General features: G+C 56.7%; 20 protein-coding genes. 16 read left to right on the forward strand and 4 right to left on the reverse strand.

The window, feature by feature from the left end:
• The first annotated feature begins 41 nt into the window (after positions 1–41).
• The 3 genes from AC1DWZ_RS01045 (at position 42) to AC1DWZ_RS01055 (ending at position 3,557) form a co-directional block, all read left to right on the forward strand.
• Positions 42–1,763, forward strand: coding sequence for a hypothetical protein (locus AC1DWZ_RS01045; protein WP_477167004.1), 1,722 nt, complete (start codon positions 42–44; stop codon positions 1,761–1,763).
• A gap of 117 nt (positions 1,764–1,880) precedes the next feature.
• A complete protein-coding gene (locus AC1DWZ_RS01050; protein WP_477167005.1) occupies positions 1,881–2,843 on the forward strand; it encodes a glycosyltransferase family 2 protein in 963 nt (320 codons plus the stop codon).
• 51 nt (positions 2,844–2,894) lie between these two features.
• Entirely contained in the window at positions 2,895–3,557 is a 663-nt protein-coding gene (locus AC1DWZ_RS01055; RefSeq protein WP_477167006.1) for a serine O-acetyltransferase, read from the forward strand.
• Positions 3,558–3,591: 34 nt separating this feature from the next.
• On the opposite strand, the gene AC1DWZ_RS01060 is transcribed toward AC1DWZ_RS01055, so the two are convergent.
• Positions 3,592–5,031, reverse strand: a complete 1,440-nt coding sequence (locus AC1DWZ_RS01060) for a right-handed parallel beta-helix repeat-containing protein (protein WP_477167007.1) — start codon at positions 5,029–5,031, stop codon at positions 3,592–3,594.
• A 256-nt stretch (positions 5,032–5,287) separates the two neighbouring features.
• Here AC1DWZ_RS01060 and AC1DWZ_RS01065 point away from each other — a divergent pair, with 256 nt between their 5' ends.
• Entirely contained in the window at positions 5,288–6,706 is a 1,419-nt protein-coding gene (locus AC1DWZ_RS01065) for an O-antigen ligase family protein (RefSeq protein WP_477167008.1), read from the forward strand.
• A gap of 8 nt (positions 6,707–6,714) precedes the next feature.
• Here AC1DWZ_RS01065 and AC1DWZ_RS01070 read toward each other — a convergent pair whose 3' ends face one another.
• The gene (locus tag AC1DWZ_RS01070; RefSeq protein ID WP_477167009.1) at positions 6,715–9,231 is read right to left on the reverse strand and encodes a tetratricopeptide repeat protein; all 2,517 of its coding nucleotides are present in this window, start codon (positions 9,229–9,231) and stop codon (positions 6,715–6,717) included.
• A gap of 351 nt (positions 9,232–9,582) precedes the next feature.
• Here AC1DWZ_RS01070 and AC1DWZ_RS01075 point away from each other — a divergent pair, with 351 nt between their 5' ends.
• The 10 genes from AC1DWZ_RS01075 (at position 9,583) to AC1DWZ_RS01120 (ending at position 20,330) form a co-directional block, all read left to right on the forward strand.
• Positions 9,583–10,128 carry a hypothetical protein gene (locus AC1DWZ_RS01075; protein ID WP_477167010.1) on the forward strand — a complete coding sequence of 182 codons (546 nt, stop codon included), beginning with the start codon at positions 9,583–9,585 and terminating at the stop codon, positions 10,126–10,128.
• Between the two features lie 178 nt (positions 10,129–10,306).
• The gene (locus AC1DWZ_RS01080) at positions 10,307–11,281 is read left to right on the forward strand and encodes an SDR family NAD(P)-dependent oxidoreductase (RefSeq protein WP_477167011.1); all 975 of its coding nucleotides are present in this window, start codon (positions 10,307–10,309) and stop codon (positions 11,279–11,281) included.
• A gap of 237 nt (positions 11,282–11,518) precedes the next feature.
• A complete protein-coding gene (locus tag AC1DWZ_RS01085; RefSeq protein ID WP_477167012.1) occupies positions 11,519–12,304 on the forward strand; it encodes a CpsD/CapB family tyrosine-protein kinase in 786 nt (261 codons plus the stop codon).
• A 71-nt stretch (positions 12,305–12,375) separates the two neighbouring features.
• Positions 12,376–13,440 (forward strand): ExeA family protein, encoded by a 1,065-nt coding sequence (locus tag AC1DWZ_RS01090; RefSeq protein ID WP_477167013.1) that lies wholly within the window; start codon positions 12,376–12,378, stop codon positions 13,438–13,440.
• Between the two features lie 146 nt (positions 13,441–13,586).
• Complete coding sequence (locus AC1DWZ_RS01095; protein ID WP_477167014.1) at positions 13,587–14,759, forward strand: glycosyltransferase; 1,173 nt, start codon at positions 13,587–13,589, stop codon at positions 14,757–14,759.
• Positions 14,756–15,529, forward strand: a complete 774-nt coding sequence (locus tag AC1DWZ_RS01100) for a glycosyltransferase family 25 protein (protein ID WP_477167015.1) — start codon at positions 14,756–14,758, stop codon at positions 15,527–15,529. Before AC1DWZ_RS01095 ends, AC1DWZ_RS01100 begins: the two co-directional genes overlap by 4 nt.
• 92 nt (positions 15,530–15,621) lie before the next feature.
• Positions 15,622–16,482, forward strand: a complete 861-nt coding sequence (locus AC1DWZ_RS01105; RefSeq protein ID WP_477167016.1) for a glycosyltransferase family 2 protein — start codon at positions 15,622–15,624, stop codon at positions 16,480–16,482.
• A 258-nt stretch (positions 16,483–16,740) separates the two neighbouring features.
• On the forward strand, positions 16,741–18,225 hold the full coding sequence (locus AC1DWZ_RS01110) for a lipopolysaccharide biosynthesis protein (RefSeq protein ID WP_477167017.1): 1,485 nt from the start codon (positions 16,741–16,743) through the stop codon (positions 18,223–18,225).
• A gap of 63 nt (positions 18,226–18,288) precedes the next feature.
• A complete protein-coding gene (locus tag AC1DWZ_RS01115) occupies positions 18,289–19,140 on the forward strand; it encodes a glycosyltransferase family 2 protein (protein WP_477167734.1) in 852 nt (283 codons plus the stop codon).
• Between the two features lie 47 nt (positions 19,141–19,187).
• On the forward strand, positions 19,188–20,330 hold the full coding sequence (locus AC1DWZ_RS01120) for a glycosyltransferase (RefSeq protein WP_477167018.1): 1,143 nt from the start codon (positions 19,188–19,190) through the stop codon (positions 20,328–20,330).
• Positions 20,331–20,360: 30 nt separating this feature from the next.
• On the opposite strand, the gene AC1DWZ_RS01125 is transcribed toward AC1DWZ_RS01120, so the two are convergent.
• The gene (locus AC1DWZ_RS01125) at positions 20,361–21,548 is read right to left on the reverse strand and encodes a hypothetical protein (protein WP_477167019.1); all 1,188 of its coding nucleotides are present in this window, start codon (positions 21,546–21,548) and stop codon (positions 20,361–20,363) included.
• Positions 21,549–21,622: 74 nt separating this feature from the next.
• Positions 21,623–22,222, reverse strand: coding sequence for a polysaccharide biosynthesis/export family protein (locus AC1DWZ_RS01130; protein WP_477167020.1), 600 nt, complete (start codon positions 22,220–22,222; stop codon positions 21,623–21,625).
• Between the two features lie 666 nt (positions 22,223–22,888).
• Between AC1DWZ_RS01130 and AC1DWZ_RS01135 the strand changes: the two genes are divergently transcribed.
• The gene (locus tag AC1DWZ_RS01135) at positions 22,889–24,409 is read left to right on the forward strand and encodes an exopolysaccharide biosynthesis polyprenyl glycosylphosphotransferase (RefSeq protein WP_477167021.1); all 1,521 of its coding nucleotides are present in this window, start codon (positions 22,889–22,891) and stop codon (positions 24,407–24,409) included.
• Positions 24,410–24,492: 83 nt separating this feature from the next.
• A complete protein-coding gene (locus tag AC1DWZ_RS01140; protein ID WP_477167022.1) occupies positions 24,493–25,278 on the forward strand; it encodes an isoprenyl transferase in 786 nt (261 codons plus the stop codon).
• The last annotated feature ends 1 nt before the right edge of the window (position 25,279 follow it).

Below are 25,279 nucleotides of genomic sequence, written 5' to 3' on the forward strand. Positions count from 1 at the left end.
TGCGCCGTTGCATGGCACCTTAGGAGAGGTGAGGAAATCCGATGGCATTGCATGCGGATGATCGGCTGATCAATATCGACGTGATCGGCGCTCTGCGTCGCCGGAAATGGTATGGCATCGCCCTTGCCTTGGTTGGCATTGTGGCGACCTATGCCGTTGTCAAGAATCTGCCGTCGGTCTACCGATCGGTGGCGACGATTCTGATCGAAGAACCGGACGTTCCGACAGACCTGATCAAATCGACCGTGTCGACTTTCGCGAATGATCGCTTGCAGATCATTCAGCAGAGAGTGATGACGAGCCAGCATCTCAACGAGATCATCGATCGCTTCGGGCTCTATCCCGAACTGCAAAAGGTCCAGCCGCGCTCAGCGATTATCGCGCAGATGCGCACGAAGGTTGCCCTGTCGGTCGTCAGTGCAAATCTGGGTGCGCCACAGGGCAATAAGTCCCGGCAGGCACCTCAGGCGACAATCGCCTTCACACTTTCTTTCGATCATGAGAATCCAAACATTTCGCAGCAGGTCGCCAACCGACTGACCGATCTCTATTTGGCCGAAAACAATCGATCTCGGCAGGAGAAGGCGGCCGGCACGACAGTGTTTCTGACGGAGCAGGCTGACAAGCTGAATGGTGACGTGACGGCGCTTGAGCAGCGATTGCTCGATCTGAAGTCGAAGTACAATGGCAGCCTGCCCGAGCAATTCAATTTCAACACGCAAATGCTCAGCCAGGCACAGGCCCAGCTGATGCAGAATCGTAGCGATATTCAGATTCTGAGCGACAGAAAGAGCTTCCTGCAGGCCCAACTTTCGCAGGTCAGCCCTTATACGCCGATGACCTCCGAAGGCCGCCCCGTAACTCCGCAGGCGCAGTTGCTCGCCCTCGAGCTGCAGCACAGTGATATGTCAGCGAAGTACGGCACCAAGCATCCCGACGTCATCAGGCTTGAGCGCCAGATATCAATTCTGCGCCAGCAGTTGGGGCATATCGACAACGCTTCCCTGGACCGCGCCAAATTTGAAACGCTGCAAAGCCAGTTGAATGATGCCTTGCAGCGCTATGGTGAAAAGCATCCGGAGGTGCAGCGCTTGCGCCGGCAGTTGGAGGAGCTCAGTGCCGCAGGCGCCGCTGCTCCCCAGATTTCCGAGCTTTCCGCACCTAAAGGTCCACCGGACAATCCCTATTATCTGCAGCTGCAGAGCCAGCTTGCTGATGTAACCGCCCAATTGTCGGGGATCAGCACGCGTACTGCGACGATCGAAGACAATATCAAGCAGCTGCAGGAGAGAATTCTGCAAACGCCGACCATCGAGGCGGAATACAATACGCTTAAAGAGCAGCATGCGGCGGCACTCCAGCGCTATCAGTCCTTCAAGGACAAGGAAGCTGACGCCCAGGTGGCCGAGACCATGGAGCTGCAGAGCAAAGGCGAGACATTCTCGGTGATTGAATCGCCCCAATATCCGGACGTTCCGGTCTCGCCCAATCGTAAGCTCTTCTATGCTGCCGGCAGCCTGTTGGCGTTGTTGCTTGGGGCGGCGCTGATGCTGGGTCTCGATCTCCTTGATTCCCGCATCTACGACGCCAAGGCCTTGTTCGGCACCTTCGGTGAGATGCCATTGGCGACAGTTCCATACATCCATACACGTGCTGAGCTGCGCAGTCGGCGATTGCGTGTTGCGGGTGTGACCAGCCTCGCGATCGGCACTGTCTTGGTTGTTGGATCGATCGTCCTGCTCCAGTTGATGCCGGTGTCGTGAACATCCGTGCCGATGAGTTGGTACGGCCGATGATCTATTGCAGGGTCTCGGAAGTGCTATTGGAAATGAGTTTTGTGTCAGGTGGCGGCGGTGGCCGCCTAAAGAGAAACGAGTGCCATGATTGAGTTCTCCGTCGTTGTTCCGCTCTATAACAAAGGACCACATATCAAGCGCTGTATTGACTCGTTGAAGGCACAAACGCTGGCGCCGCGCGAGATCATCATCGTGGATGACGGGTCGACCGACGGCGGCTACGAATATATTGAAAGCTTGAACGACCCGGCGATCACGCTGCTGCGACGGACGCAGCCTGGGCCTGGCGGCTATGCTGCTCGCAACCTGGCCATTGAGAGCGCGACATGCGACTGGATCGCGTTCCTCGATGCAGATGACGAATGGATGCCGCAACATCTGGCAACACTGCGGCAGACTCTGGAACTGGCCGGAAATCATGACGTAGTTTCGGTCAGTACCGGTTACAAGAATGTCGTGGCCGGTGGGCCCGACGAGCCAGATATCTATTCCCGCAGCCGCAATAGCGAGACGCCGGAGTTCTTGGATTTTGGCACCTTCTTGCAGAAATGGCTGGATCTGGGCGGGTCACCGATCTGGACATCGGCAACCGCGTGCCGAAAAGATGCCCTGCAGCGGGCCGGATTGTTCCCAGCGGGCAGGTGCTCGCGCGGTGGCGACAAGGATCTGTGGTTCCGTATTGCCGCTCTTGGCGCTGTTGCGATCACACCGACGATGAGCGCGATCTACCATAAAGATTCGGTCAACATGGTGACCAATCGCAAATCGGTCAACGAACGGCATTGCATGTGCGCGACAATCGAGGCGATGTTGCCAGGCTCATCCGCTGCCGTGCAGCTGCTGTTGCGCAAGATTTATAATCTGGAAGTTTACAAATATTGCATCCGTACCGTGAAATCGGCCCAGCTTAAGGCGTCGACATGGAAGGGATTCCACACTTGGGAAGACCCTTCGAAATATCTCGTGCTGGCGACGCTTTCTTCCGGCCTCGTTGGAGCGGCGATACGTTTTGTTTTGGGCCTTCGGTCTGGTGCTGCCAGATCCTGATCAGCCATAAGTACGATGGAGGCAAGTTAATTGACCATTGAGGAGAAGATGATGGCTGACATTGAGCCTGGCACGACATCGCAACCGGCCGCGCTCAGCGATCTTGCAAAGCCACATTCCGCCGGCTGTGCACGCTCGTTTGCCGAACTCTCAAGACTGCTCCGTGCGGATCTGTTTCGCTATGCAGGCAAGGCCGACTTCAAGTCATTCATGCGGCATTTTCTGTTCACGCCCGGCTTTAAATATACGGTCTGGATGCGCACATGCGGCTACTTCCGCGTTCATGCCTGGGCCAAGATCTTGCTGCTTTATCCCCTGTCGAAATGGATATTGCTGCGTTGCCGGTACAAGTACGGAATCGTGATTCCGGAATACACCGTTATCGGACCTGGGCTGTTCATCAACCGCTTTGGCGGGATCTATGTGAACGGCGACGCCATTATCGGCAGCAACGTCAATTTCACCCACGGCATCATGTTAGGACAGGCCAACCGCGGGAAGCTCATGGGGTCGCCCATCGTCGGTGATCGCGTCTTCCTTGCGTCTGGTGCGAAGGTGATCGGCCGTGTCACGCTGGGCAATGGGGCGGTCGTTGGTGCCAATGCAGTCGTGACCAAGGATGTGCCGGAAAACGCTGTGGTCGGCGGCATTCCAGCCAAGGTCCTTTCTCTGCAGGGGTCAGCTGACTACGTCAACCGTCTGGCGCCACTGTGATGGTGTGCGCCGAGGCTTCGTAACAGACGCGCTCCTACCTGACGAGATTGTGGTCAAGTTGATAGACCTGGGTGCGCTTCTCGCCGTTGACTAAGACATCCTGCAGCTCAAGTGTAGCGATTCCGTTGGTTGTGGCCAAAGCGGCAGTGTCGTCGAGTTGGATTGAGCCGCCTTTTATCCTGACGTGGGGCGGTTTGTTCTTATCGAGCATATGCAGGGCGATGGCAGAGGTGCCCTTGCCGGCCTGAAATTTGGTGTTGGTAATTTCCAAGGTGCCCGATGCCTGCACGCAAGCACCACTTGTGCTGCCACGTGTCGTGGGCTTGGTGAATGAACAGTCGCGGATGACATTGTTGCCCTGCGTCCAGATGCGTGCGCCGAATTTGCAATCGTCTGTGGAGCAGTTTTCCATCGTGACATCGGTTGTCTTCAGATCGAAAGCGGCGTCGCCCATGCCAGTGCCCTGGCAACGGCGCAGTGTTATGTTGCGCGTCTTGCGTTCGCAAACAATGCCGTCGCCTTGAACATACGAATCCTTCTTCGTGGATATGGCGTTCTTCAGGACGATATCCTCAAACAGAATGTCGTCACCGGATTCGATGGCAATCAGCTGGCAGGCGTTCTTGACCCCGGCATCCATGTGATCGGCATCAATGATCAAGTGCCGGAAGGTGGCCTTACTAATTTGCCGGAACCTGCCGAAGCCGCGCACAACGCCGGTTGCTGTGCAATCCTCGACCAGGAGATTGGTCAGGGTGGCCCCGCGATCTGTTTCGATGGCACGGCCAATCGACGTGCCGGTCAAGCCCGCGATATGAACGGAGTCAAACGTCGCCGGCTTGTCCTTGCCAGCGCGAAATTTGATAAAGCCGTCGCCGGATGTGTTGGAAAACGAAAAGCCTCCAAGCATGAGATGAGAAGCGCTGCCGCCAACGGCGATGAAGCAGGGCGGCCCTTTCTGCTTGCCGAATGTCTCGATGGTCCAGGCTGGCGTGCCTGAAAAAAGCGGCGATACAGCTTTGCTGTCAGGGGAGACTGTCTCCAGGTCGCCGGCCGGCTTGCCCGCCAGCAATATGATCGGAGCCTCAGGCGTGCCAGATGTCTTGATGAAAATTTGCCTGTCCCGCCCGAATGTGGCGGGCTTTTCCCGGTCGAGATCTATGCCGAGCAGGAAGGCGGAATTTGGGTCCGCGAGTGCCAGGGATTTGGAGAGCCAGGAGAGGGGCATGGCATTGGTCCAGCTGCTGCCATCGAGATCACCGCCGCCAGCCTGGGTGAAGCGCTTGATCGTCTTGGTGCTCGCGAGAATCTTTTCAAACGGAACGGAACTCGACTGCCCAAATGCAAATCGCAATCCGAGAGGTAGAACGGCAGCGGCCAGCGCAAATCGGAGCATCGCGCGCCGTGGCAAATCCGTGCCGGAAAGGGCGGCGTTTCGATTGTCATGTGCCGTTACTTTGCAATAAGGTCCCATAGTGCAATGGCTTTCCGCGACAGGTGTTGCCGCTGTTGATATGTGACTGAATGGCGCGAGTGTCAGCTTATCAATTTTGGTTAGACTGAGTCGTAGGTCGGGTATAGTCAACCTGGAATCCGTTCTATATCTGTGGCTTCGTGACGCTGGCGCGGGCAGATTAGTATGGAATTTTCACAGATACCGGGCGTTCTTTTCCGCATCAAACATGTAAAGAGCGAGCGGGGTTATCGATTGACGTGTGAGGATAGCGAGCATGATTGATGAAATCGGCGGAGGATCAACGCTACCGGGTGCCATACTCTATCCGGTAACCATTCTCCTGTTGATCGTGATCGGCTACCGGCTTCGCTTCGCCAGCACCGCTGCGGCCGCATTTGCACTCTTTGCGCTCAGTTTCCGCTATCTGGCCTCTGCCCATCATACATTCACATTCAGCTCGTCCCCGATTGGCCTGTCGTGGAATGCGTTGGGATCGGCTGCTGTCTTCGTTCTGGGAATATTGCTTATCCAGGCGCGTCATCTGCTGCTTAAGCAGCTGATCCCCTGCTATTTCCTGATCGCCGTGGTCGTGCTGAGTGGTGTTGCCAACCATGATATATCCAGCATCGTCGATGTCGGCGTGAAGTTCGGTTATCTCGTCGTTTTGACAATCAGCGTTTACGAGGGACTGTGCGCGTTGGGCGAGAAGCGCATGTCCAATCTCCTGCTATGGGCATTTCTCATTCCCTTGTCGCTGCAGATCATTTCGATTGCCATCGGTGCCGGCAAGGCCAATGAAGCGGACGGTTCTGCCAGCTATATTGGCGGATTCAATCACGAAGCCGCGTTCTCGGTGGTGCTGGCGACCGGCCTGTTCATTACATGTTTTGCCAGCGGCTTGAGCCTGTGGGCAAGATGGACATTGCTGGTTGTTTTCGTGCTTGGCATCCTGGCGGCAAATTATCGGACCGTCATTCTGGCATTCGCGCCTCTGGTTGTGGCGCAATTCAATCTGGATTTCATCAGCCGCTTTTCGTCGCGACAGCGCAGTATCATTGCTGCGGTGGCCTTGGTCGCGAGTGGCGTTATCGTGGTGGCAATCGGTTGGACGATGCGTGAGAGATTCGAGGATATGGCCGTTGTTGCCGATTCCTTCGACAATCTCATCAAGCCACAATATGAATATACGATGGACGAGAAGCAGTTGCTGTCCGGACGGCCTTATATCTGGGCGGGCTATATCGACGCGTATATCGACGGCACGCTAACCAATCACTTGGTGGGATATGGCCCCGATTCTTGGATCGGCGTCATGACTGTCTATGCTCATAACACCCTTGTCTCGGCACTCTATGAATATGGCGTGTTTGGTATTGTCGCTTTCTGCTTTCTATGGGGAGCCATGTTTCTGACGGCTATACGCGTGCGGCGGGAAGGGCGGGGCAAGTTGATCATGGCCCATTTCAGCTTTCTCTTGCTGAACATGGCAACCATGCCGCATTGGATGCTGGAAGGGAATATTCTCTACGGTGTGATGTGCGGCTATACCGTTTACATGCGGCTGCATGCCGTCCCTGTCGGTCTATCGCAGATTCCAGCACAGCCACCGAAGGGAGATGCGAGACCGCCCAGGCGGCCCAATATCCTGAGCTCTCATCCTGGTGCGGCGGTCGATATCGCCAATCTTCGCTAGGCCGCTTGCTAACGGAGTTTTTCGGCCAGGGCTTGGGCATCCTCGATGCCACGGAACTTGACGCCGCTGGCCAGCGCCCGCTGCACCGTGGTTTTCGCTTTCTCCGCCAGGCCCTTTTGCGACAACGCAACAGCATAGTGGTAGAGCGCGTCGCTGTTGTTTGGTGCAAGAGAGGTCGCGCGCTCAAGAAGAATGATGGCATCCTCTCCGTTTCCAAGGCGCGTTTGAACCCAGCCAAGCGTGTCGAGGATTGCGGGATTGTCTTTGTCCCGATACTTCTCCAGCAATTGTCTTGCTGCATTGAGTTGATCCCGGTCATCGGGCCAGACATCGGCTACCAACTGCGCCAAATTGTTGGCCGCGACCAGGCTATTCGGCCATTTTGCGAGAACCTGCTGATAAGCGGTCCTGGCGCCAGTATAATCAGCTGCTATCTCGCGGCCGATCGCTTCACTTTCCTGCATAAGCCGGTCATCAGGAAACTGCTTTGCCGCCCGCGCCAGAACCGCCGCCATCTCATCTATCTTGCCGCCCTGTTTCAGGACACGCGACAGATTCAGATAGGCCATGTTGTTGCTAGGATCGGCCTCAACCGCGCGTCGCAAAGCCTGTTCGGCAGCGGCGGGATCGCCCGCGTGCAGGCGCAAATCCGCCAGCAGCATGAGAGCCATGGCATCCTTCGGATTGGCGGCAATGCGATCGTTGAGCAGCTGTTCCGCCGAGCCGCCATCCTGTGCCTCGCCGCCTGCCGAGGCGGCGCCTTTTGACAATTCAAGGGCCTGGGTCAATTTGGGACCGATATCGTCAAAATGGCGGCCAGCGTCGAGCGCACTTTTCAGTTCCGCGATGGCTGTCTTGTAATCCTTCCGGACGAACGCTGCCTCGCCAAGAATCTGATGCCCGATCCCGGCCGTCGGCGGGTTGTTGAGCAGATCATGCCCAATTACTTCCGCCTGATCCCAGCGCTTCGAATAGATAAGAGTTTGGGCCTTCTTGAGACGAAGCTCCGAATTGTCCGGCGCGAGCTTGATTGCGGCGTCTATGTGCTGAAGGGCCTCGTCAGCGGAATTTGGGAGCAGCAGGCCCGCGAGCTGCAAATGGGCGTCTAGATTGTTTGGTGCCACCTTGGTCAGGTTGCGCAACACATCGACGGCGAGATTTTGTTCGCCAGTCCGCAGGTAGACCTGCGACAGGACCGCGAGCGCGCCGCTGGACTGCGGGTCTTCATTCAAGGCCGACCGCGCGTCGGCGATGGTGGCGTCATATCTGCCGTCTTCGAGCGCTATGGTGGCTCGCAACAAGAGGGCATTATACTGGCTCTTATCCTCTTGGACGATGGCATCCAATTGCTTGATGGCCGTGTCCCGGTTGCCTTTCAGGAGCTCGATGCGAGCCAATTCAACGCGCACGTCGAGCTTCTCGTCTTCGCGCTGCAGGCTGTTGACCAGCGGCGTAAGAATCTCGATGGCTTTGTCGAACTCCTTTGCTTTCACGTGCAAGCGGGCAAGGAGAAATTTGTATTTCGACTTGTCGCCGAACGTGCCGGAAAAGGCCGAAACTTCATCGATCGCCCGCGGCACGCCGGCGGTCGTCTCAAGGAAGTTGGCGTAGGCGCCAAGCAAGCGCAGCGGATCAGAACTATGCGCGATCGATTCACGGAACAGCTTGATCGCCGCATCCAATTGATTGCCGTCATGTAGATCCTTGGCCAGGGCCAGGATGAAGTCGGGGTTATCCGGCTCGATGGCAATCAACTGCCGAAGCGTGGTCTCCGCTTCCTGGGTGCGCCCTTGATCTCTGAGTAATTTGACGCGGAAGGTGAGCAATTGCTTGCTCTTGGGGCTTGCCGATAGGCCGTCAGCGATAACCGCCTCCGCATCGGCGGCCCGGCCCTGCAGCAAGCGTTCGCTCGCCTGCACGATGAGCGCATCTTCATCATGTGGCTTGAGTGAAAGCGCTGCTTGAATCTCGGCATCAACGTCCGGAAACTTCCGCTGCAACAACAAGGCGGCTGCCTTCATTGTGTGACCGTCTGCGCGCTGCGGGTCGAGTGCGATGGCATTGTCAGCATGGAGGGTGGCGGCAGCAGCATCGGCGTTCATCAGCGCGTATTGCCCCAGCTTGAGTTGGGCATCACGATGCTTGGGGTCTTGGAATGACACTTCCTGGAATGCCGAGAAGGCTGCGGCCAGATTGCCCTGGTGTTCGAGCACCTGGCCAAGCAGGTATTTCGTTTCAGTGCTGGTAGGGTTGATCTGGAGCGCGTTGCGCAGCTCGATCGCGGCTTTGGCATACTGGCCAGCTTCGTAGAGCGTCTTGCCATTTTTGATGTGCTCGGCCTCCCGTTCCTGTGGAGAGTCGCAGGCGCCTAAAGCAAGACTGGCGAGAATCACGAGAAGGGCACCCGCCGAGCGCAGTTGCATGGTTGAATTCCGTATATGTGGCGTCATAGCGCGCCAAGAAGACATCAGCTTACAGCGAGTTTCTACAGCATGGCGGGGCAAAAGAAACGACCGATCGTCCATCGTGATCGAGGTCTGCGCATGCCTCGTCGTCGGTTTTTCGGCACCAAAAAGTGCCTCATAGAGGGGTATATATTGCTAACGCCGATATTAACGAATTCATTAAACAATTAGTATGTGTTGCTGACCTTTCTGGCTGCGAGCCATAAATCTGACGCAGATCGTAACTATATGTTAAAAAACGATAATAATCGGAGGAGCGAAAGGTGTTGCAAGATCTCATCACAGAAATATTATTTTTGCATCTGCGAAAAGTCACTTGTATTTTAATAAACGGCGGCCGTAACATGCAGGCATTAAGGGAGCTCCGGAATACTCACGGCGTCCTAATTGAGACTTGAGGGGATTAAGCAGATGAAGTCGCTAAAATTTGCCTTTGCAGCTTGCCTGATGGGCTTGGGTTTGATGAGCACGCAGGCGTCGGCTTCGTCGCTGGACCTTGGCGAGATCACTGAAACCGGGAAGTCCGGTTTTGTGGTCAATATTGGTAGCGGCATCACCGCATTTGAGGACACGATCACGTTCTCGCTCGCGGCAGTCAGCACGACGCTGAATGGCGAGATTTCAGACCTCACGAATTTTCTCGGGATCGTGCTCGATAGCTTGAACTTCAAGCTTGACCTGTTCACCACAGCAGATCCCGGCACGTCGCTTGGGACTTTCACCGATGTGACCGGCACTGGCATCACCTTCAGCTATCTGGATCTCGCGTCGGGTGACTACTTCTTCCGTATTGCTGGCACAACCGGTGCGCCGCTTGGCAACGGCTATACTTACAAGTTTAACGTCGACGTTACCGAAACGCCGATCCCGCCCGCTCTGCTGCTGTTTGCAACGGCACTCGGCGGCCTTGGCTTCGCGGGTTACCGCAAGCGTAAGCTGGCTGCCACAGCGGCCTGAGGGTTGCGCGCGACGGTTCGTCGCGTGGCATAGGCAATGAAGTAAGAGCCTCCGGATTATATTATCCGGGGGCTTTTTCTTTGCCTGGCGGCACGTTGTTGACCATCCGTCATAAATTCCGTCACGGCATATTCAGCAAAATCATTCACACAGTTTGATCGACTTAGAGGTTTGAGGAATGGCGATACTGGTAACGGGGGCGGCGGGATTCATCGGCTATCATGTCGCCAAAGCTTTGATCGCGCGTGGTGAGAGTGTTATCGGAATAGACAATATAAATGCCTATTATGATACGCGGCTAAAGCAGGCGCGCCTTGCGGAACTGCAGCGATCGCAAGCTTTTACTTTCCACCTTGCCGATATCGCCAAGGTCGAAGAACTGCGCGCAACATTGGCCCCCAGCGAGGGCAGTATCTCGCACATCGTCCATTTGGCGGCACAAGCCGGTGTTCGGCATTCCATTGATCAGCCACTCGACTATCTGAATGCCAACCTCGCCGGCCATCTGCATATTTTGGAGCTGGCGCGATCGATGCCGCATCTGGCGCATCTGGTCTATGCCAGTTCAAGCTCGGTCTATGGGGCAAGCCAGAACGTCCCCTTCAGGATCGAGGATCCAGTTGCGCAGCCGGTATCGTTGTACGCGGCGACCAAGCGCGCTGACGAGCTAATGAGTGCGGCATATGCGAGCCTCTATCGGATTCCCCAAACCGGGCTGCGCTTCTTTACGGTCTATGGGCCTGCCGGCCGCCCGGACATGGCGTATTTCAAATTTACGGCTGCGATCTTGGCTGGACGGCCGATCGAGGTGAATGGGGACGGGGCGCAAAGCCGCGATTTCACCTATATTGACGACATCGTCGATGGCATCGTTGCGGCACTGTACCGGCCACCAAGCGGCGACATACCGCATCACCTTTACAATCTTGGCAATGACAAGCCGGAACGCCTGTCCCGGCTGATCGAGATCGTCGAACAAGCTTGTGGTCGGAAGGCCCAAATTAACTATGGTCCGCCGTCGCCAGGCGATGTCCCTGCCACATGGGCGGATATCGATGCGAGCAGGAAGCAGCTCGGCTATGCGCCCAGTATCTCTCTGGAGACCGGACTCGGCCGCTTCGTCGACTGGTACCGGGGCTACGCCGCGGCGTAGGAGGGGCCTGCCGGTCCAGCAATAGGCCGCAAAACCGGGCTGGCCGTTTACGATTATCCACGGAGCCGCCGGGAACTTACCTGATGAGGGATGGTTAAGGATCTGGGCCCGGATTCCGTTGGATTTTTGTGACCAATTGACTGACGGGTCTTACGATCCAACGCAGCTCTGGCTATACTCTTCGCAGGCGCAGCAAAATCTGCGACCGGATGCTGACTGGATATTCGTGGAGCAGATATGGAAGCAATTGAAAAGGCGATGGCGCTGGCGCGTGAAGCGCGGGTCGCCCATCTCGGTGGTCGCCAAAGAACGGCCGATAACCGCCACGACGAGTCCAGCAACGGCATAGCCCCGGAATATACGGAAACGGCTGTCGCGGCCCCCAATGGCCGGCGGGTGAGCGAAGCGCGGCTGATCGGCGACCGATTGGAACACCCCGTCTCCGACATCTACGGATTGCTGCGGACACAGGTGCTTCAGCGCCTCAAGGTCAACAAGATGTCGACCATCGCCGTCACCAGCCCCAAACGATCGGCAGGCGTTACCACGACCGCTGCCAATCTGGCGCTCGCGATTGCACTCGACGTCAATCAGACGGTCCTTCTTGTCGACGTCAATCTGCGCAATCCCGGGCTGCACGAAAAATTTCACATCGCGCCGCGTGCTGGCATTGATGATTATTTGCGCGGCAAGGCTGACCTCAAATCATGCCTGATCAGCCCGGGTGTCTCCCGGCTCGTCATGCTGCCGGCACGGACGGCAAGCAGCGAGGCAGCCGAGATCATCAGTTCGCCACGCATGACGGCGCTGGCGGCCGAATTGCGGAATCGCTACGAGGACCGGATCATCATTTACGACACGCCGCCACTGCTGACGTCGGGCGATACGCTGGGCTTCCTTCCCAATGTCGATGCAGTTCTTCTTGTGACAAGAAGCGGCAATACGACGAAAGCCGATGTTGAAAAGTCGGCCCAGTTGTTGGGCAGCAAGCCAATTGTAGGGACATTGCTGAATGCTCATTGATGCGGCAACGGAACTGCTTGCGCGAACGCAGCCAGCTCAGTTGTTTGGCTGCATGCGGGTGGTCTCCTATCATGTATGAAGCCTTCTATGATCTGCGCGAGAAGCCATTTTCTCTGTTGCCGGATCCCGACTTTCTGTTTCTGAGCGGGAAGCATTCTCTGGCGCTCAACATGCTGGAGTACAGCCTGGCCGGGCAGGCCGGGTTCTGTGCGATTACCGGCGAGATTGGCTCGGGCAAGACGACGCTTATCCGGGCTCTTCTGCGTAGGGTGGGGCGGGATCTGACCATCGGTTTGATCTCAAACACCCATAGTACGCATTCCGACATCGCTGGCTGGGCGCTTGCTGCATTTGGACAACCAACCAATATGCGCGCCAATGCCGATCTGCATCATGAATTGATGATGTACTTGATAAAGGAATACGGCGCCGGCAAGCGATGCGTCCTTATTGTCGATGAAGCGCAGAATCTGAGCATCGAAGCACTGGAAGAGTTGCGGCTGCTCTCCAACATCAATGCCGATAAAGACTTGCTGTTGCAGATCATTCTTGTTGGGCAGCCACAGCTTCTGGAAAAACTGCGCCGGCCGGAGCTCTGTCAATTCGCCCAGAGAATTAGTGTTTCCTATCACCTGTCTCCGCTTTCCTGTGCGGAGACTTTGCATTATGTCGCACATCGCCTCAATGTGGCGGGCGCTCCGGATTTGATCTTCAATGACATGGCGATCGGCGGGATCCATTATTTCTCGATGGGCGTGCCTCGTGTCATCAATTCCATCTGCGATATGGCCCTGGTGTATGGCTATGCCGAGCAGCGCCGGTCCATCGATCTCGATACGATCTTTCGTGTGATTGGAGATCGGTTGGCGAGCGGCCTGTCCGCCTTTCCGGGCAGTGGTGACCCGACAGATCCCAATGTCGTGAAGGATATCTCGTCTTTCGTGAAGGAAGCGAACATAGCGCGGGCCGAATTGCCGCCATTTGCAAGCCAGGTCGCCAAAGCGAGCAAGATGGAAAGCCTGGCGATGCCGGTCAAAGCCATTACTGATGACGAGCTATATGCAGGGCATCGTGTTGAGCGTACTCAGCAGGTGCGCCCGTCCTGGTTCCGGCGCGCCTTTCGCGGCGCTCATTAGCGAATACAGCCCAGCTCTGGTCGACCGCTCATAGCGCACCAAATTGCTGGTGCTGTGACCTCTTTTTCGTTGGACAAAAGAGCGCTGAGCGGGAATTATTGTGCGCTGCAGCATTGGCGGCTGCCAGCCAAAATCTAGGACGAATAATGCCGACTGTGCTGGTCTTTACGGGAAGCCTATTGCCGACGTCGGAGACGTTTATCGATCAGCATGCCCGCTCTTTGCGGCGCTTCGACTCCCTCTTGGTGGGGCTGAAGAAAGTGGCCGGCATCGCGACGGATCCGGCCAAGACCCGGATTCTCTCACTCAATGTTGTTGAAAAACTCGGCCTGTATTTCTTTGGAATCTGCCGGCCGCTGGACAAGCTCGTCGAAGACAATGAGATTGCCATTCTGCATGCGCATTTTCTCGACAACGGCATCCTGCTGGCGCGCTACGCGGCGCGGAAGCGGATACCTTTGCTGGTGACACTCCATGGCGCCGATGTGCTGCGCAATGCGGCAGGTATTTCCCTTCGGCGCCGCCTTTCTCGACAGTTTCTGCAGAAGACATTACTTGAAACGGTCGCGCGGTTTTTGCCGGTCTCGGACTACCTGCTGGCTGAATGCAAGAAGCGCGGTTTTCCCGCAGCCAGAATGACGCGGCACTATCTGGGTATTCCTCTCGCGACCAACGAAATGGCCGAGGGTGAAACGCGAAGCAATAAAGTCCTGTTTGTCGGCCGACTGGTTGAGAAAAAGGGCGTGTTTTTCCTGCTCGACGCCATCGAAAGACTGGTCCAGCAAGGGAAGAAGGTGAATGCCGTGTTCATTGGCACGGGCCCGCTCGCCGATCATCTGCAACGAAGTGCCCGTGATCGTAGCCTGCCAATCGAGTTTCGAGGCGCGCAACCGCATCAAGAGGTGCTGCGGGAGATGAAGTCTTCGACCATCTTCTGCATGCCCAGCACCCAGGCGACAGATGGTGACAATGAGGGGTTGGGTCTTGTCTATCTGGAGGCACAAATGCTCGGCGTACCAGTCGTTGCCTTTCGTCAAGGACCGGTCCCCGAAGCAGTCGCCGATCAGGAGACGGGCCTTCTGGCCACTGATAGAGATGTCGAGAGCCTGACGCGGGCATTGGCGGCCATTCTTGACGATGCCGAATTGGCGCGGAACATGGGGCGGAAAGGACGAGCGCATGTGCACGCGAATTTTGACATCATGCGACAATCGAAACGCCTGGAAGACATCTACGATACTGTGCTTCAGGAACATGCCGGGACGGCTGGACTGAAAAATTCGGAATCGCTGTCCCGACAGGAGCAAAGAGCGGTATGACGTCGGACGCAAAAATCGCCACCAAGGTGGTGGTCATCAGCATGGATAGCTCAATCGAGCGACGCCGCCGCTTTGCGGAGCGTTCGCAGAATACACCAATCGGCTGGGAATTCTTCTCGGCCTATACGACGCTGCATCCGGCGCTGACGTATAACGACGCCGACGCCCTGGTAGCCAAGGGCCGCACGCTCAGCCCTGGCGAACTTGGGTGCTATTCGAGTCACTACGCCGCTTGGGAAAGCCTGTTGCAGAGCTCATACGACCAGTACGTCATTGTAGAGGATGATGTCATCGTTGATTGGGAGTTGGTCGCCAAGATTGCGGCATTTGATCTTTCGGAACTCGACATCAGCTATTTGCGACTGTGTTACAATGTGCCGGTCAAGAGCAGCATCGTGAAGCGGCGCTTCATCAACTACAATCGGCGTATCGTCGAGTTGTTTGGCTATGCCAGCGGCACGCAGGGTTATGTCATCGCCAAGCCGGCTGCTAAGACTCTTATGGAGTATTGCAAGCATGTTCGCCGCCCGATCGATGACCAGATCGATAGTTCGTGGCGGCACGGCATCCGTAATCTCTCAGTCTTTCCGTTCTCCGTCATGGAGGAATCGGCAGACTCAGCGATCGGCCTCGATCGTTACAAGACGCAGAAGATGCCGCCGCACCTCAAGATCCGTCATTTGTTGGATAAGCAGATGACGCGAACTTACATCCGCTCGATGCGAATATCGCATCGGGTGCAAAAGCTGCTGGGCCGGGGAGAGCTTTGAATGCGAGCGTTCGAACATCTGGTTCATAAGAACACATGTGACCATAGAGAAGTTCGATGAAGGCTGCAGCAGATCGTCAACAGGAAGTGCCTATGGATATCTCTCTCGTTGTATGCACAAGGAATCGTGCCGCACAGCTGGGTGCTTGCCTGGAGAAGATCACCGCGATCGACTATGACGGCGCGTGGGAGCTTGTCGTGGTCGACAACGGCTCGAGCGACAACACTGCTGCGGTGATTTCAAGCTTCGCCGCTTCGGCGCCGATGGCCGTCAAATATGTCAGGCAGCCGATCAAGGGGTTGAGCAACGCGCGCAATGCCGGGATTGCCAACGCGAAAGGCGCGATCATCGCCTTCACGGACGATGATTGTTATGTCGCGCCAACGTTTCTGACGGCGACAGTCGCTGCTTTTCAGGATCCAGCACTCGGATACGTGAGCGGTCGCATTCTGCTGCATGATCCGACCGACTTTCCGGCAACGATCAGCCTCTCCACCGAGCCGAAGCTCCTGCCGCGGGGCCAGTATGTCGTGCCCGGCGTGCTCAAAGGCGCCAATATGGCATTCCGGCGCGAGGTTCTTGCTGCGATCGATGGGTTCGATCCGCTGTTCGGCAGCGGTGCGCCGTTTCCTGCCGAGGATTGCGATGCTGCAGCCCGCGCCAGCTTGGCCGGATGGCACGGCAAGTACGATCCGGCGATCGTGGTTGCGCATCATCATGGGCGCAAGGCAGATTCGATCGCAGCTTTGCACCGGGATTACGACATTGGGCGTGGTGCCTACCATGCCAAGCTGCTGCTGAGCTGTGGAGCGCCAAGCCACGCATTGCGTGGTTGGATCGGTCTGCCGCGCCGGGTTAGATGGCGACCGACCTGTGGGTATTGGGAAAGCTATGGCGCCGCCCGCTATGCGTGGGCTTGGCTGCGGCAAAGCTGGGCCGGCAACCGTGCGTGAAGCTGCCGGTCAAGAACGCCGATCGCAAAATGCTCATCACCGGGTAGCGGGCTGGCGAGATGGATGATCTCTACATCTCATGAAGATTTCTCTTCATTGATTTGATACGTCCAAATAATCGCAACAAAGAATTGACGTCGGCATACCGGCAATGAGCCTGAACACAACTATGGTCATAGAGACACCACCTGAAGGCTGTAATCATCCACACTGCCTTCAGGCAGCCCTTCGGCCTGAATCATTACTGAGGAAGCGTCCGTGAGCAATCTCTCAACGCGATTGTTGAAAGGAAGCGTCTGGATCAGTGCATCGCGCGGCCTGGTGAATGGCCTGGGAATGATCTCGACAATCGTCCTGGCGCGCCTCCTGTTACCCGCAGATTTCGGTCTGGTCGCGTTGGGAACGACCATGTTGGCAATCCTTCAGGCCGTCACCGAACTTTCGCTGTCTCAAGCGCTCATGCATCACCGGGAGCCGACCGACGATCACTTTCATGCGGCATGGACGCTGGGAATGACGCGCGGTGTCGTGCTCGGTGGTCTGTTCGCCGCGGCAGGGCCGATGGCTGCAAATTTCTACGGCGATGAGCGGCTGACCAGCATCATGTATGCGCTTGGTTTCAGCGTTGTCCTGAGCGGACTCGCCAATCCAAGACGCATCATGCTTCAGAAGCAGCTGATTTTTTGGCAGGACTTTGTTCTGAGCGTATCGCAGAAGCTGATCGGTGTTGTTGTCAGTATTGTGGTTGCACTCGTCTATCATAGTTACTGGGCGCTCATTGCTGGCACAATCGCCGGCCAGGTGGCGCAGGTCATGATTTCGTATACGGTCCTGCCTTTTCGGCCGAAGATCGGCTTTCGGCATGCCAAGGAGTTGTGGTCTTTCTCCATATGGCTGTCCCTTAGTCAGATTACGACCACGATTATCTGGCGCTTTGATCAGCTGCTTATCGGAAAATTTCTGGGAGCCGCGCCGCTTGGCTATTACACCGTCGGCAGCAATCTCTCCATGCTACCGACGCGTGAAGCGACTTTGCCACTGACGCAAACGCTGTTTCCAGCGTTCGCGCGCCTGAGAGACGACCATGATCGCCTGAGGCGTGCATATCAGCGAGCGCAAGGGCTGGTCACGGCCATTGCTTTGCCTCTCGGCGTGGGAATGGCGCTGGTCGCCGATCCGCTCGTACTGGTCACGATGGGTGAGAAGTGGCTGCCGGTGACAATCGTTATCAAAGCGCTCGCGACAGTGTTTGCCATTCAAACGATCGGAACTCTCGTGCAGCCGCTGGGCATGGCGTTGGGTGTAACACGTCTGCTCTTCATTCGAGATACGCAATTCTTCTTTCTTCGCCTGCCGTTGATCTCTGCTGGAATCTACTTCGATGGCCTGCAGGGTGCGGTCTATGCGCGCATCATTACCGGCCTCGTGGCTGTGTTCATCAACCTCTTTCTCATAAAAAAGCTGATAGCGCTGCCTATCTTCGTGCAGTTGAAAGCCAATCTCCGATCCATGACAGCTGTGGCAATCATGAGTGCCGGCGTCTACGGGCTGCAAATGGTTTGGAGTGCAGGCGAAACGACGACAGAACTTCTTTCGTACATCACCGTCCTGGTGGCGGTGGGTGCTGGCTGCTACATCGCCAGTACAGTGGTTCTTTGGCTTCTTGCGGGCAAGCCAAATGGGCCGGAGGAGGAGATTTTGGCGTTGTGGCGCAAGGCGAGCAGCAAATTCTTGAGAAGATAGGGATTTGGTGATGGCAGCGCGTCGACATATCCCTTCATGGCCGTGTAGGAGCATTCCTTGCGTGTGACCTTCATCCTCTGCACCAAGAACGGTGGCGATCGCCTCCGGACATGCTTGCAGCATATTGAAGCGCTTGAAGCGGATAGTGATCTTCAGCTGCTGCTGGTAGACAATGGCTCCACCGATCAGATCTCCTTCAAAATATTGGAGGATTTTGGAAAAGAAACCCGCTTCCAGTGTCGCGTGCTGCAAACGCTGACACCTGGCAATTCCGCGGGGCGCAATGTTGCGATGCGCGAGGCGGCGGGCGATCTGGTGATCTTCACCGATGATGATTGTTACGTCGACAGGGACCTTGTGACGGCGTGGATCCGTGTCTTTGCTGACTATCCCGAGATCGGCTACGCCTCGGGCATGATCCGGCGCCATACTGCCGAACAAGATACTCTTGGGTGCATTGAGTACGAAGGAATCAAATGGGTTGAAGCGCGGGCCTTTGTCCCGAATGGCTTTATCCAGGGATCGAACATGGCGTTTCGCCGGGAGTGCCTGGTGAGCGTCGGAGAGTTCGATGAACGGTTTGGTGCTGGAACGCCGTTCGCTGGCGAGGAATGGGAAGTGGCATTGCGCGTCTCCTTCCTCGGTTGGAAGGGTGGTTATTTCCCGGATCCAAAAGTATCGCATGATCACCGCCGCGATCGCAGCGAAGCAAGGCAGCGCAGGATCTATTATTTGTTTGGCGCCGGCGGCGTCTATGCCAAATCTATCTACCGCTATAGGGGCCGCAACCGACTGACATGCATCCGTGCTTTTGCCCGAGAGATCTGGCGGAGTGGCCGAGATATCAAAATTCAACGCTCGATGATGAGCGGATTTGTCACAATGCTCCGTCTGTGCCGAAATGATGCAGGATGACGTGGCGCAATGCGTGATGTTCGCGACGAGGAAATATGACCGACCAGATGGCTAAGATGTCAACGGTGCGCAGGCGTGTCGTCTTCATTATCAATTCTCTGGCTGGCGGTGGTGCCGAGCGTGTCATGTGCACGCTGCTGCGCGCGTCCAAGGCGGAGAGCGAGGCCAACGACATCACCTTGGTCCTGCTGGACCAGGAGCCGGCCGCCTATCAGCCTCCGGACTGGGTCAAGGTCGAGCAGCTTGACTGCCGGCATTCGCTGCTGCGGAGTACTTGGCAGCTGTTCTTGGCCTTGCGGCGCTTGCGACCGACGACGACATTGAGCTTCCTGACCCGTGCCAATCTTGCGAATGTCATTGCCGGAAGGCTGTTGCGGATTCCGGTTTTCATCAGCGAACGTGTCAACACGTCGACGCATCTTGCAACCGGCCGATCAGCGGCGTTGGCAAAATGGCTGGTGCGTCTCGTCTATCCTTTGGCGCAACGTATCATTGCCGTCTCTCCAGGTGTCGCTGACGATTTGGTTACGTCATTTGGTGTGCCACGTGACATGATTCCGGTCATTGCAAACCCGATCGACGTTGAGCGGATTCGCAGCGACGCGGCACGCGATCCGGCGGCGGTCGCTGGCGGGCCATATCTGATGGCCATGGGGCGGTTGGTGCCAAACAAGAATTTTGCCATGCTGATTGAGGCACTGGCGGCTGCCAAGACAGGAAAGCGCCTGGTTATCTTCGGCGAAGGGCCGGAGAAAGAGCGGTTGGCGGCACTCATCGCGCAGCACGGTCTTGATGGGCAGGTGACTTTGGCCGGCTTCTCGGCCAATCCGTTTTCAGCCCTGCGGGGAGCCGAGATGTTTATTCTGCCATCAAATGCAGAAGGTTTCCCGAATAGCCTTCTTGAGGCGATGAGCCTCGGCATTCCGGTCATATCGACGAATTGTACGTCCGGCCCGTCTGAAGTTCTCGCGAACCTGCCGCGTGAAGCGGTGGCCAACGATGTGGTCTTTGCCGAGCATGGCGTCCTGGTGCCGCCCAATGATCCGGCGGCCATGGCGCGGGCGCTGCAGGCAATGACCGATCCTGAGCGTCGCAAGGCGTATGGTGTTAAAGCAGCGCAACGGGCTGAATATTACAGCGTCGCGCGGGCCAAGGATCTCTATTGGGCAGAGCTAAGCGCTGTCTTCTGATTTTCGCGGAGACCGGCCGCGGGTTCGTGTTCAGTAGCCGTCCCACGCCCAGGTCGGCAGTTGGTAGCGTAACGTCAAATAGACCGCATTCGCCATGGCGGCATCGTCGCCCTGCTCATAGAGCTTGTAGCGGAAGTTATATTCGGCATTGAGGCTGACATCTTCCGTGAGGCGCCAGGACAAGGACGGCCGGACCGCGATAAAGCGCGTTTCATTGCCGTCGCTGGAAGGATCGTTGTTGAGGCCGAGATAGTCGAACGTGTCGACATATTGCATGTTGAGGGAAAACTTCGTGAGCGGCGTCAGGGCCTGATCAAAACCGAGCGTCAAGCGGTTGCGGGTCGTCTGGTCACCGTCGTTGCCTGGCTCGGAATCATGGGACAGGTCGAAGCGGACCGATGTCACTTCGCTGATGTCATAGCGGGCATTGAATTTGAGGCGATAGCCAAGGCCCGTATCATCTGAATTGTCGTTATTCTGCCCAGACCCGCTCGAGCTCTCGCGTATGCTGTAGCCGAGGCCGGCAGCGCCGCTGAGAGAGAGCCTTTCCGACGGCTCGTATCCATAGCCAAGAAGTGCGCTGAACGTGTTGGTGGCGACGTCATCGCCGCTGTCACGACTGCCATCGGGCACATAGCGAAAGTAGCTGGCAGTCGCTGTGAGCTGGTCTATGTCGCTCAGCTTGTGGCCGTATTGTGTCGTGGCCCCATAATAGGTGTAGTCGACCTTGTCGTTGCTGTCGTAGGTGTTGGAGCGATAGCTTCCCGACAAAGTAAACTGGTCGACCGGCGAGAGAAGATAGCTCCAGCTCGGCCGCACGTCCCACGCTATGAGGCCGATGGGGTGATTGACGAATCTGCCGCTTTCATTGAGTTCGGTTTTGAGCAGCGTATCGTTGATGAAGCCGCCCCCCAAAGACAGCGAGCTTCTTTCGCTGAGAATCTTGGTGGCATTCAGGCGCAGCCGCTGGTCCTGGGAGTTGAAATCGGATGCGCTGAAATACTCAGAAAAATCGAAGGCACCATCCAACGAGACATTCAGCGTCGGAGAATTGCGTGTCAGACGCAGTGTCGGCGTCGTAACCGATCCGGCCGTATTGATCTCATTGTCACGGCCAAGCAGCAGGTTGTCGCTATAGAGAAATCTCTGCGAAATACTGGTGTCCAGCTTCCATTCCTGCGCCGCGGCGGCGTGACAAAAGACCTGCGTGCCTAACAAGGCCGCAACGGATAGGCCGGCATTGGCCCATTTCCGCTGCCGACGCCTGCGGGGAAGAAAATTGAACCGGAGCACTAGAACCCGAACCCAGCCTGCGGCACGACGACGACGTCGCCCCCCCTCAGTATGATGTTGGCATCAAGATGATCCCCTTCTTCCACGGTTTCGTAGTCGAACGGGATCTTGACCTGCTTGCCGCTCGCATCTCGGCGCAGGATCAGAATGCCTTCCTTGTCCGCGAAGGGGGTGAGGCCGCCCGCGAGGCTCAGAACCTGCATGACATCGAGCCGCGTGTCGAAGGTATAGGTGCCGGCCTGTTTCACCTGGCCGATGACCGAAACCGAGTTGCCGGTCGCCTTGCGCAGCGCGACGGTCACCTCGTTATTGGTCAGATTCGGGAAATACTGGCTCTGCCGCAGACTGTCGGCGATCTTGGCCTGCAACTCTTCCAGGGTGAGCCCCAAGGCGGTGATGTTGCCAACCAGGGGGAAGGACAGTCTGCCGTCCGGCTGGACCGTCACGTCATCATTCAGGTTTTGCTCCCCGTAGACCGAAATGTGAATCTGGTCCCCGCCGTTTATCCGGTAGGAATCGTCGTCGGCCCGCGCCTGAACCGAAGCCATCGTTGCCAGAGTCGCAAACGCGACGAAGAATAGCCTGAATCCGTTCAACATTGAGTTTCCCCGTGGAAAGCGCGCGACCGTTGCTGGCCCCGCCCGCATGATGACTTGAAATAAATATTTACAGTCGTTGCCGCAAATGTACCCGCATCGCGCCATGGGCGCAAACATTCGTGTGTATCGATAGGGCAAGATCACCTTTCACGGCAGCGACATTTCCGTGTCATGAAGGCAGGTAAAGATGGTTTGAGGCTTTCGTGGCATGGGGCAGAAATTTTGGGAACTCGCCCAGGCTCTACCGGGTTTATCCCGGCTACAGAAACAACTGAGGGTGCAGGTGAAGAATGCCTGGCAATAAAAGGGAATATCCCCGGCAACCGGCACGATTTTGTCCCAGAATTATCTCAGCCACGCCTAGTAATCATGTGCATGCTCTGTGCGCCGGTTAACTGGGAAACCCCTTATGATTTACAGAAGGTAAAAAGTGTCTTGGCTCAGCTATTGCGTTGCGGTATGCTCGGTTCGCATCTGCGGTAAGAATGCTCACCAAACCAGCGTTGTTGCCTTCTGACGAAAACAGGGTCTGCTGCTATTTTCATCAGATGTGTTTAATAAATAAGCAAAAAAAATTACTCCGCGGGAAATATTGGTCGGGGGAAATTAACAGGTGTCGCTATGCTGCAACTGCACACAGCCCCGAGTTTTAATACGAAATCCGTGGTGTCTGTCCCGGGTGGGAATGCGTCGTCGCGCCTCGTTCTTGGGCGCCTGATACCGCGCGATCCCAAGCTGGGCGCCATTGTCCTCGCCTTGTGCGATTTCGCAGTATTTATTGCGACGATGGTAATTGTCTCCGCGAGTACTTTGGCGCCCGTCGATCTGTATTTGCGCCCGGAGCTCCTGCACTTCTTCGTCACCAGTGCAATGTGTTTTGTCGTCGCGCACACCCTGGCGCAATCCTATCGCGGCGAAAGCTATTTTCGGATCTCGCGTGTCTCGCGCACCCAGTTTGCGCTCGTGCCGGCGCTGATCACATTGGTTGCGGTCCTGTTTGCAACCGGCATTGAGTGGACCCTGGCGCAGAGCGTAGCAATGTCTGGAAACATTGCCGCCGGCATGCAGGCCAAGGCGGCCTCTGCGGACTTCCTGTCTCTTGAACTGACGTTCGCTGGCCTGTCGGCCGGCGCGCTTTGCTTTGAACGGCTGCTGATCATCGGCTATCTGCGTAGCCTGCAATCGTCGGGCTTCCTGGCGACCCAGGTCGTTCTCTTTGGCGCGGACGCGATCGGGCAGCGGCTCATGCAGATGATCCGGGACGATTATCCGGATACCGTGCAGGTTCGTGGCGTATTTGACGACCGTATAGATCGGGTGCCGGTCGAAATTGACGGTATTCCCGTGGAACGCGGCATGACCCGCCTCTTGTCGATGGTCCATGAGAATCCGGACATCGAAAAGGTCCTGATCGCCTTGCCGATGCGCGCCGAAGAGCGGATCCTGGAATTGCTCCAGCGGTTGCGGCATCTCGATGTCGACGTCGCCCTGGTGCCGGAATTCGTCGGTGGACGTGTCGACCGGCAACTCAATCGCGACCCGTACCCGCAGCTGCTTGATGTCGGTCGTCGGGCGCAGTCGGCTCTGGGCCGGGTGGCCAAGCGGTGTTTTGATTTCGTCGCCGCGCTTGGCCTGCTCATATTGCTCTCCCCGGTCTTTCTGATCGCAGCGCTGGCAATCAAATTGGACAGTACCGGGCCGGTCTGGTTCCTGCAGCCGCGTATGGGGTTCAACAATAAGCGCTTCAGTGTCTATAAATTCCGCTCGATGTATGTCGATTGCGCCGATCTTGACGCCAAGCAGCAGACCAAGCGCAACGACTCCCGGATCACGCGTGTCGGCGCCTTGCTCCGCCGGACCAGCATCGACGAGTTGCCGCAGTTGCTAAATGTCCTTCGTGGCGAAATGTCGCTTGTCGGCCCGCGTCCGCACGCTTTGGGCATGCAGGTTGGTGATCAGCTGTGTGACGAGATCGTGCGTGAATATGCAGTCCGGCATCGGGTGAAGCCAGGCATCACCGGTTGGGCCCAGGTCCGCGGCCTTCGCGGTGCCATCGAGGAGCCCGAGCTGCTGGTCGCCCGTGTGCAGCATGATATCTACTACATCGATAACTGGTCATTCTCCTTTGACCTCCGCATCCTCATCATGACGGCGGTGGAGTTGATCCGGACGAAGAACGCTTTCTAGATCGTCTCGTCGGGCATAAACCGTATTGCGGTTTTGACGTCTGGCCATGAGGCAAATGCCAATAAGAAAAAGAAGAGGCTTTCATGACTAGGCTGTCGAGCGCGCCGGCTGCGCAGCTTGAAAGTGTGCCTCAAGCGCTGACATCCTCCGTACGGTCGTCCGCCGGCGGTCCCCAAACGACATTCCACGTCGCGATCATCATGGACGGCAACGGCCGCTGGGCGAAATCGCGCGGCCTGCCCAGAACGATGGGCCACTATTTCGGTGCCGAGAGCGCACGAAAGGTCATCGAAGCAGCGGCCAGGATTGGCGTGACCCACCTGACGCTTTTCGGCTTCTCAACCGAAAACTGGCAGAGGCCAACCAGCGAAATCGATTATCTGATGGGGTTGCTCAGGAACTACCTCAAGAAGGATATCGAGCAGCTACATAAGAATAATGTGCGCTTGGCAGTGATTGGCGATCGCGCCGGGCTGCCGGGCGATATCGTGGCGCTGATCGAAAGAGCCGAAATTCGTACGCGCGACAATATCGGCCTCAATCTCACAATCGCACTCAACTATGGCGCCAGGTCGGAGATCGTTGCGTGTGTGCAAGAACTGGCACGGGACGTCGCGGCCGGTCGTTTGAGCCCGGCTGACATAGACGAGTCTTGCATTGCCTTGAAGCTGCAGAGCGCCTTCTTGCCCGACCCGGATCTTCTCATTCGAACCAGTGGCGAAAAGAGGGTGAGCAACTTCCTATTATGGCAGATTGCCTATGCAGAAATGTTGTTTGTCGATCGCTTCTGGCCGGACTTCACGGCGGAAGATCTGCTGGCGGCAGTGAACGAGTATCGTCGTCGGTATCGCCGCTTCGGCGGCATTTGAC

The organism is Dongia sp. P2_B8 (assembly GCF_056404715.1).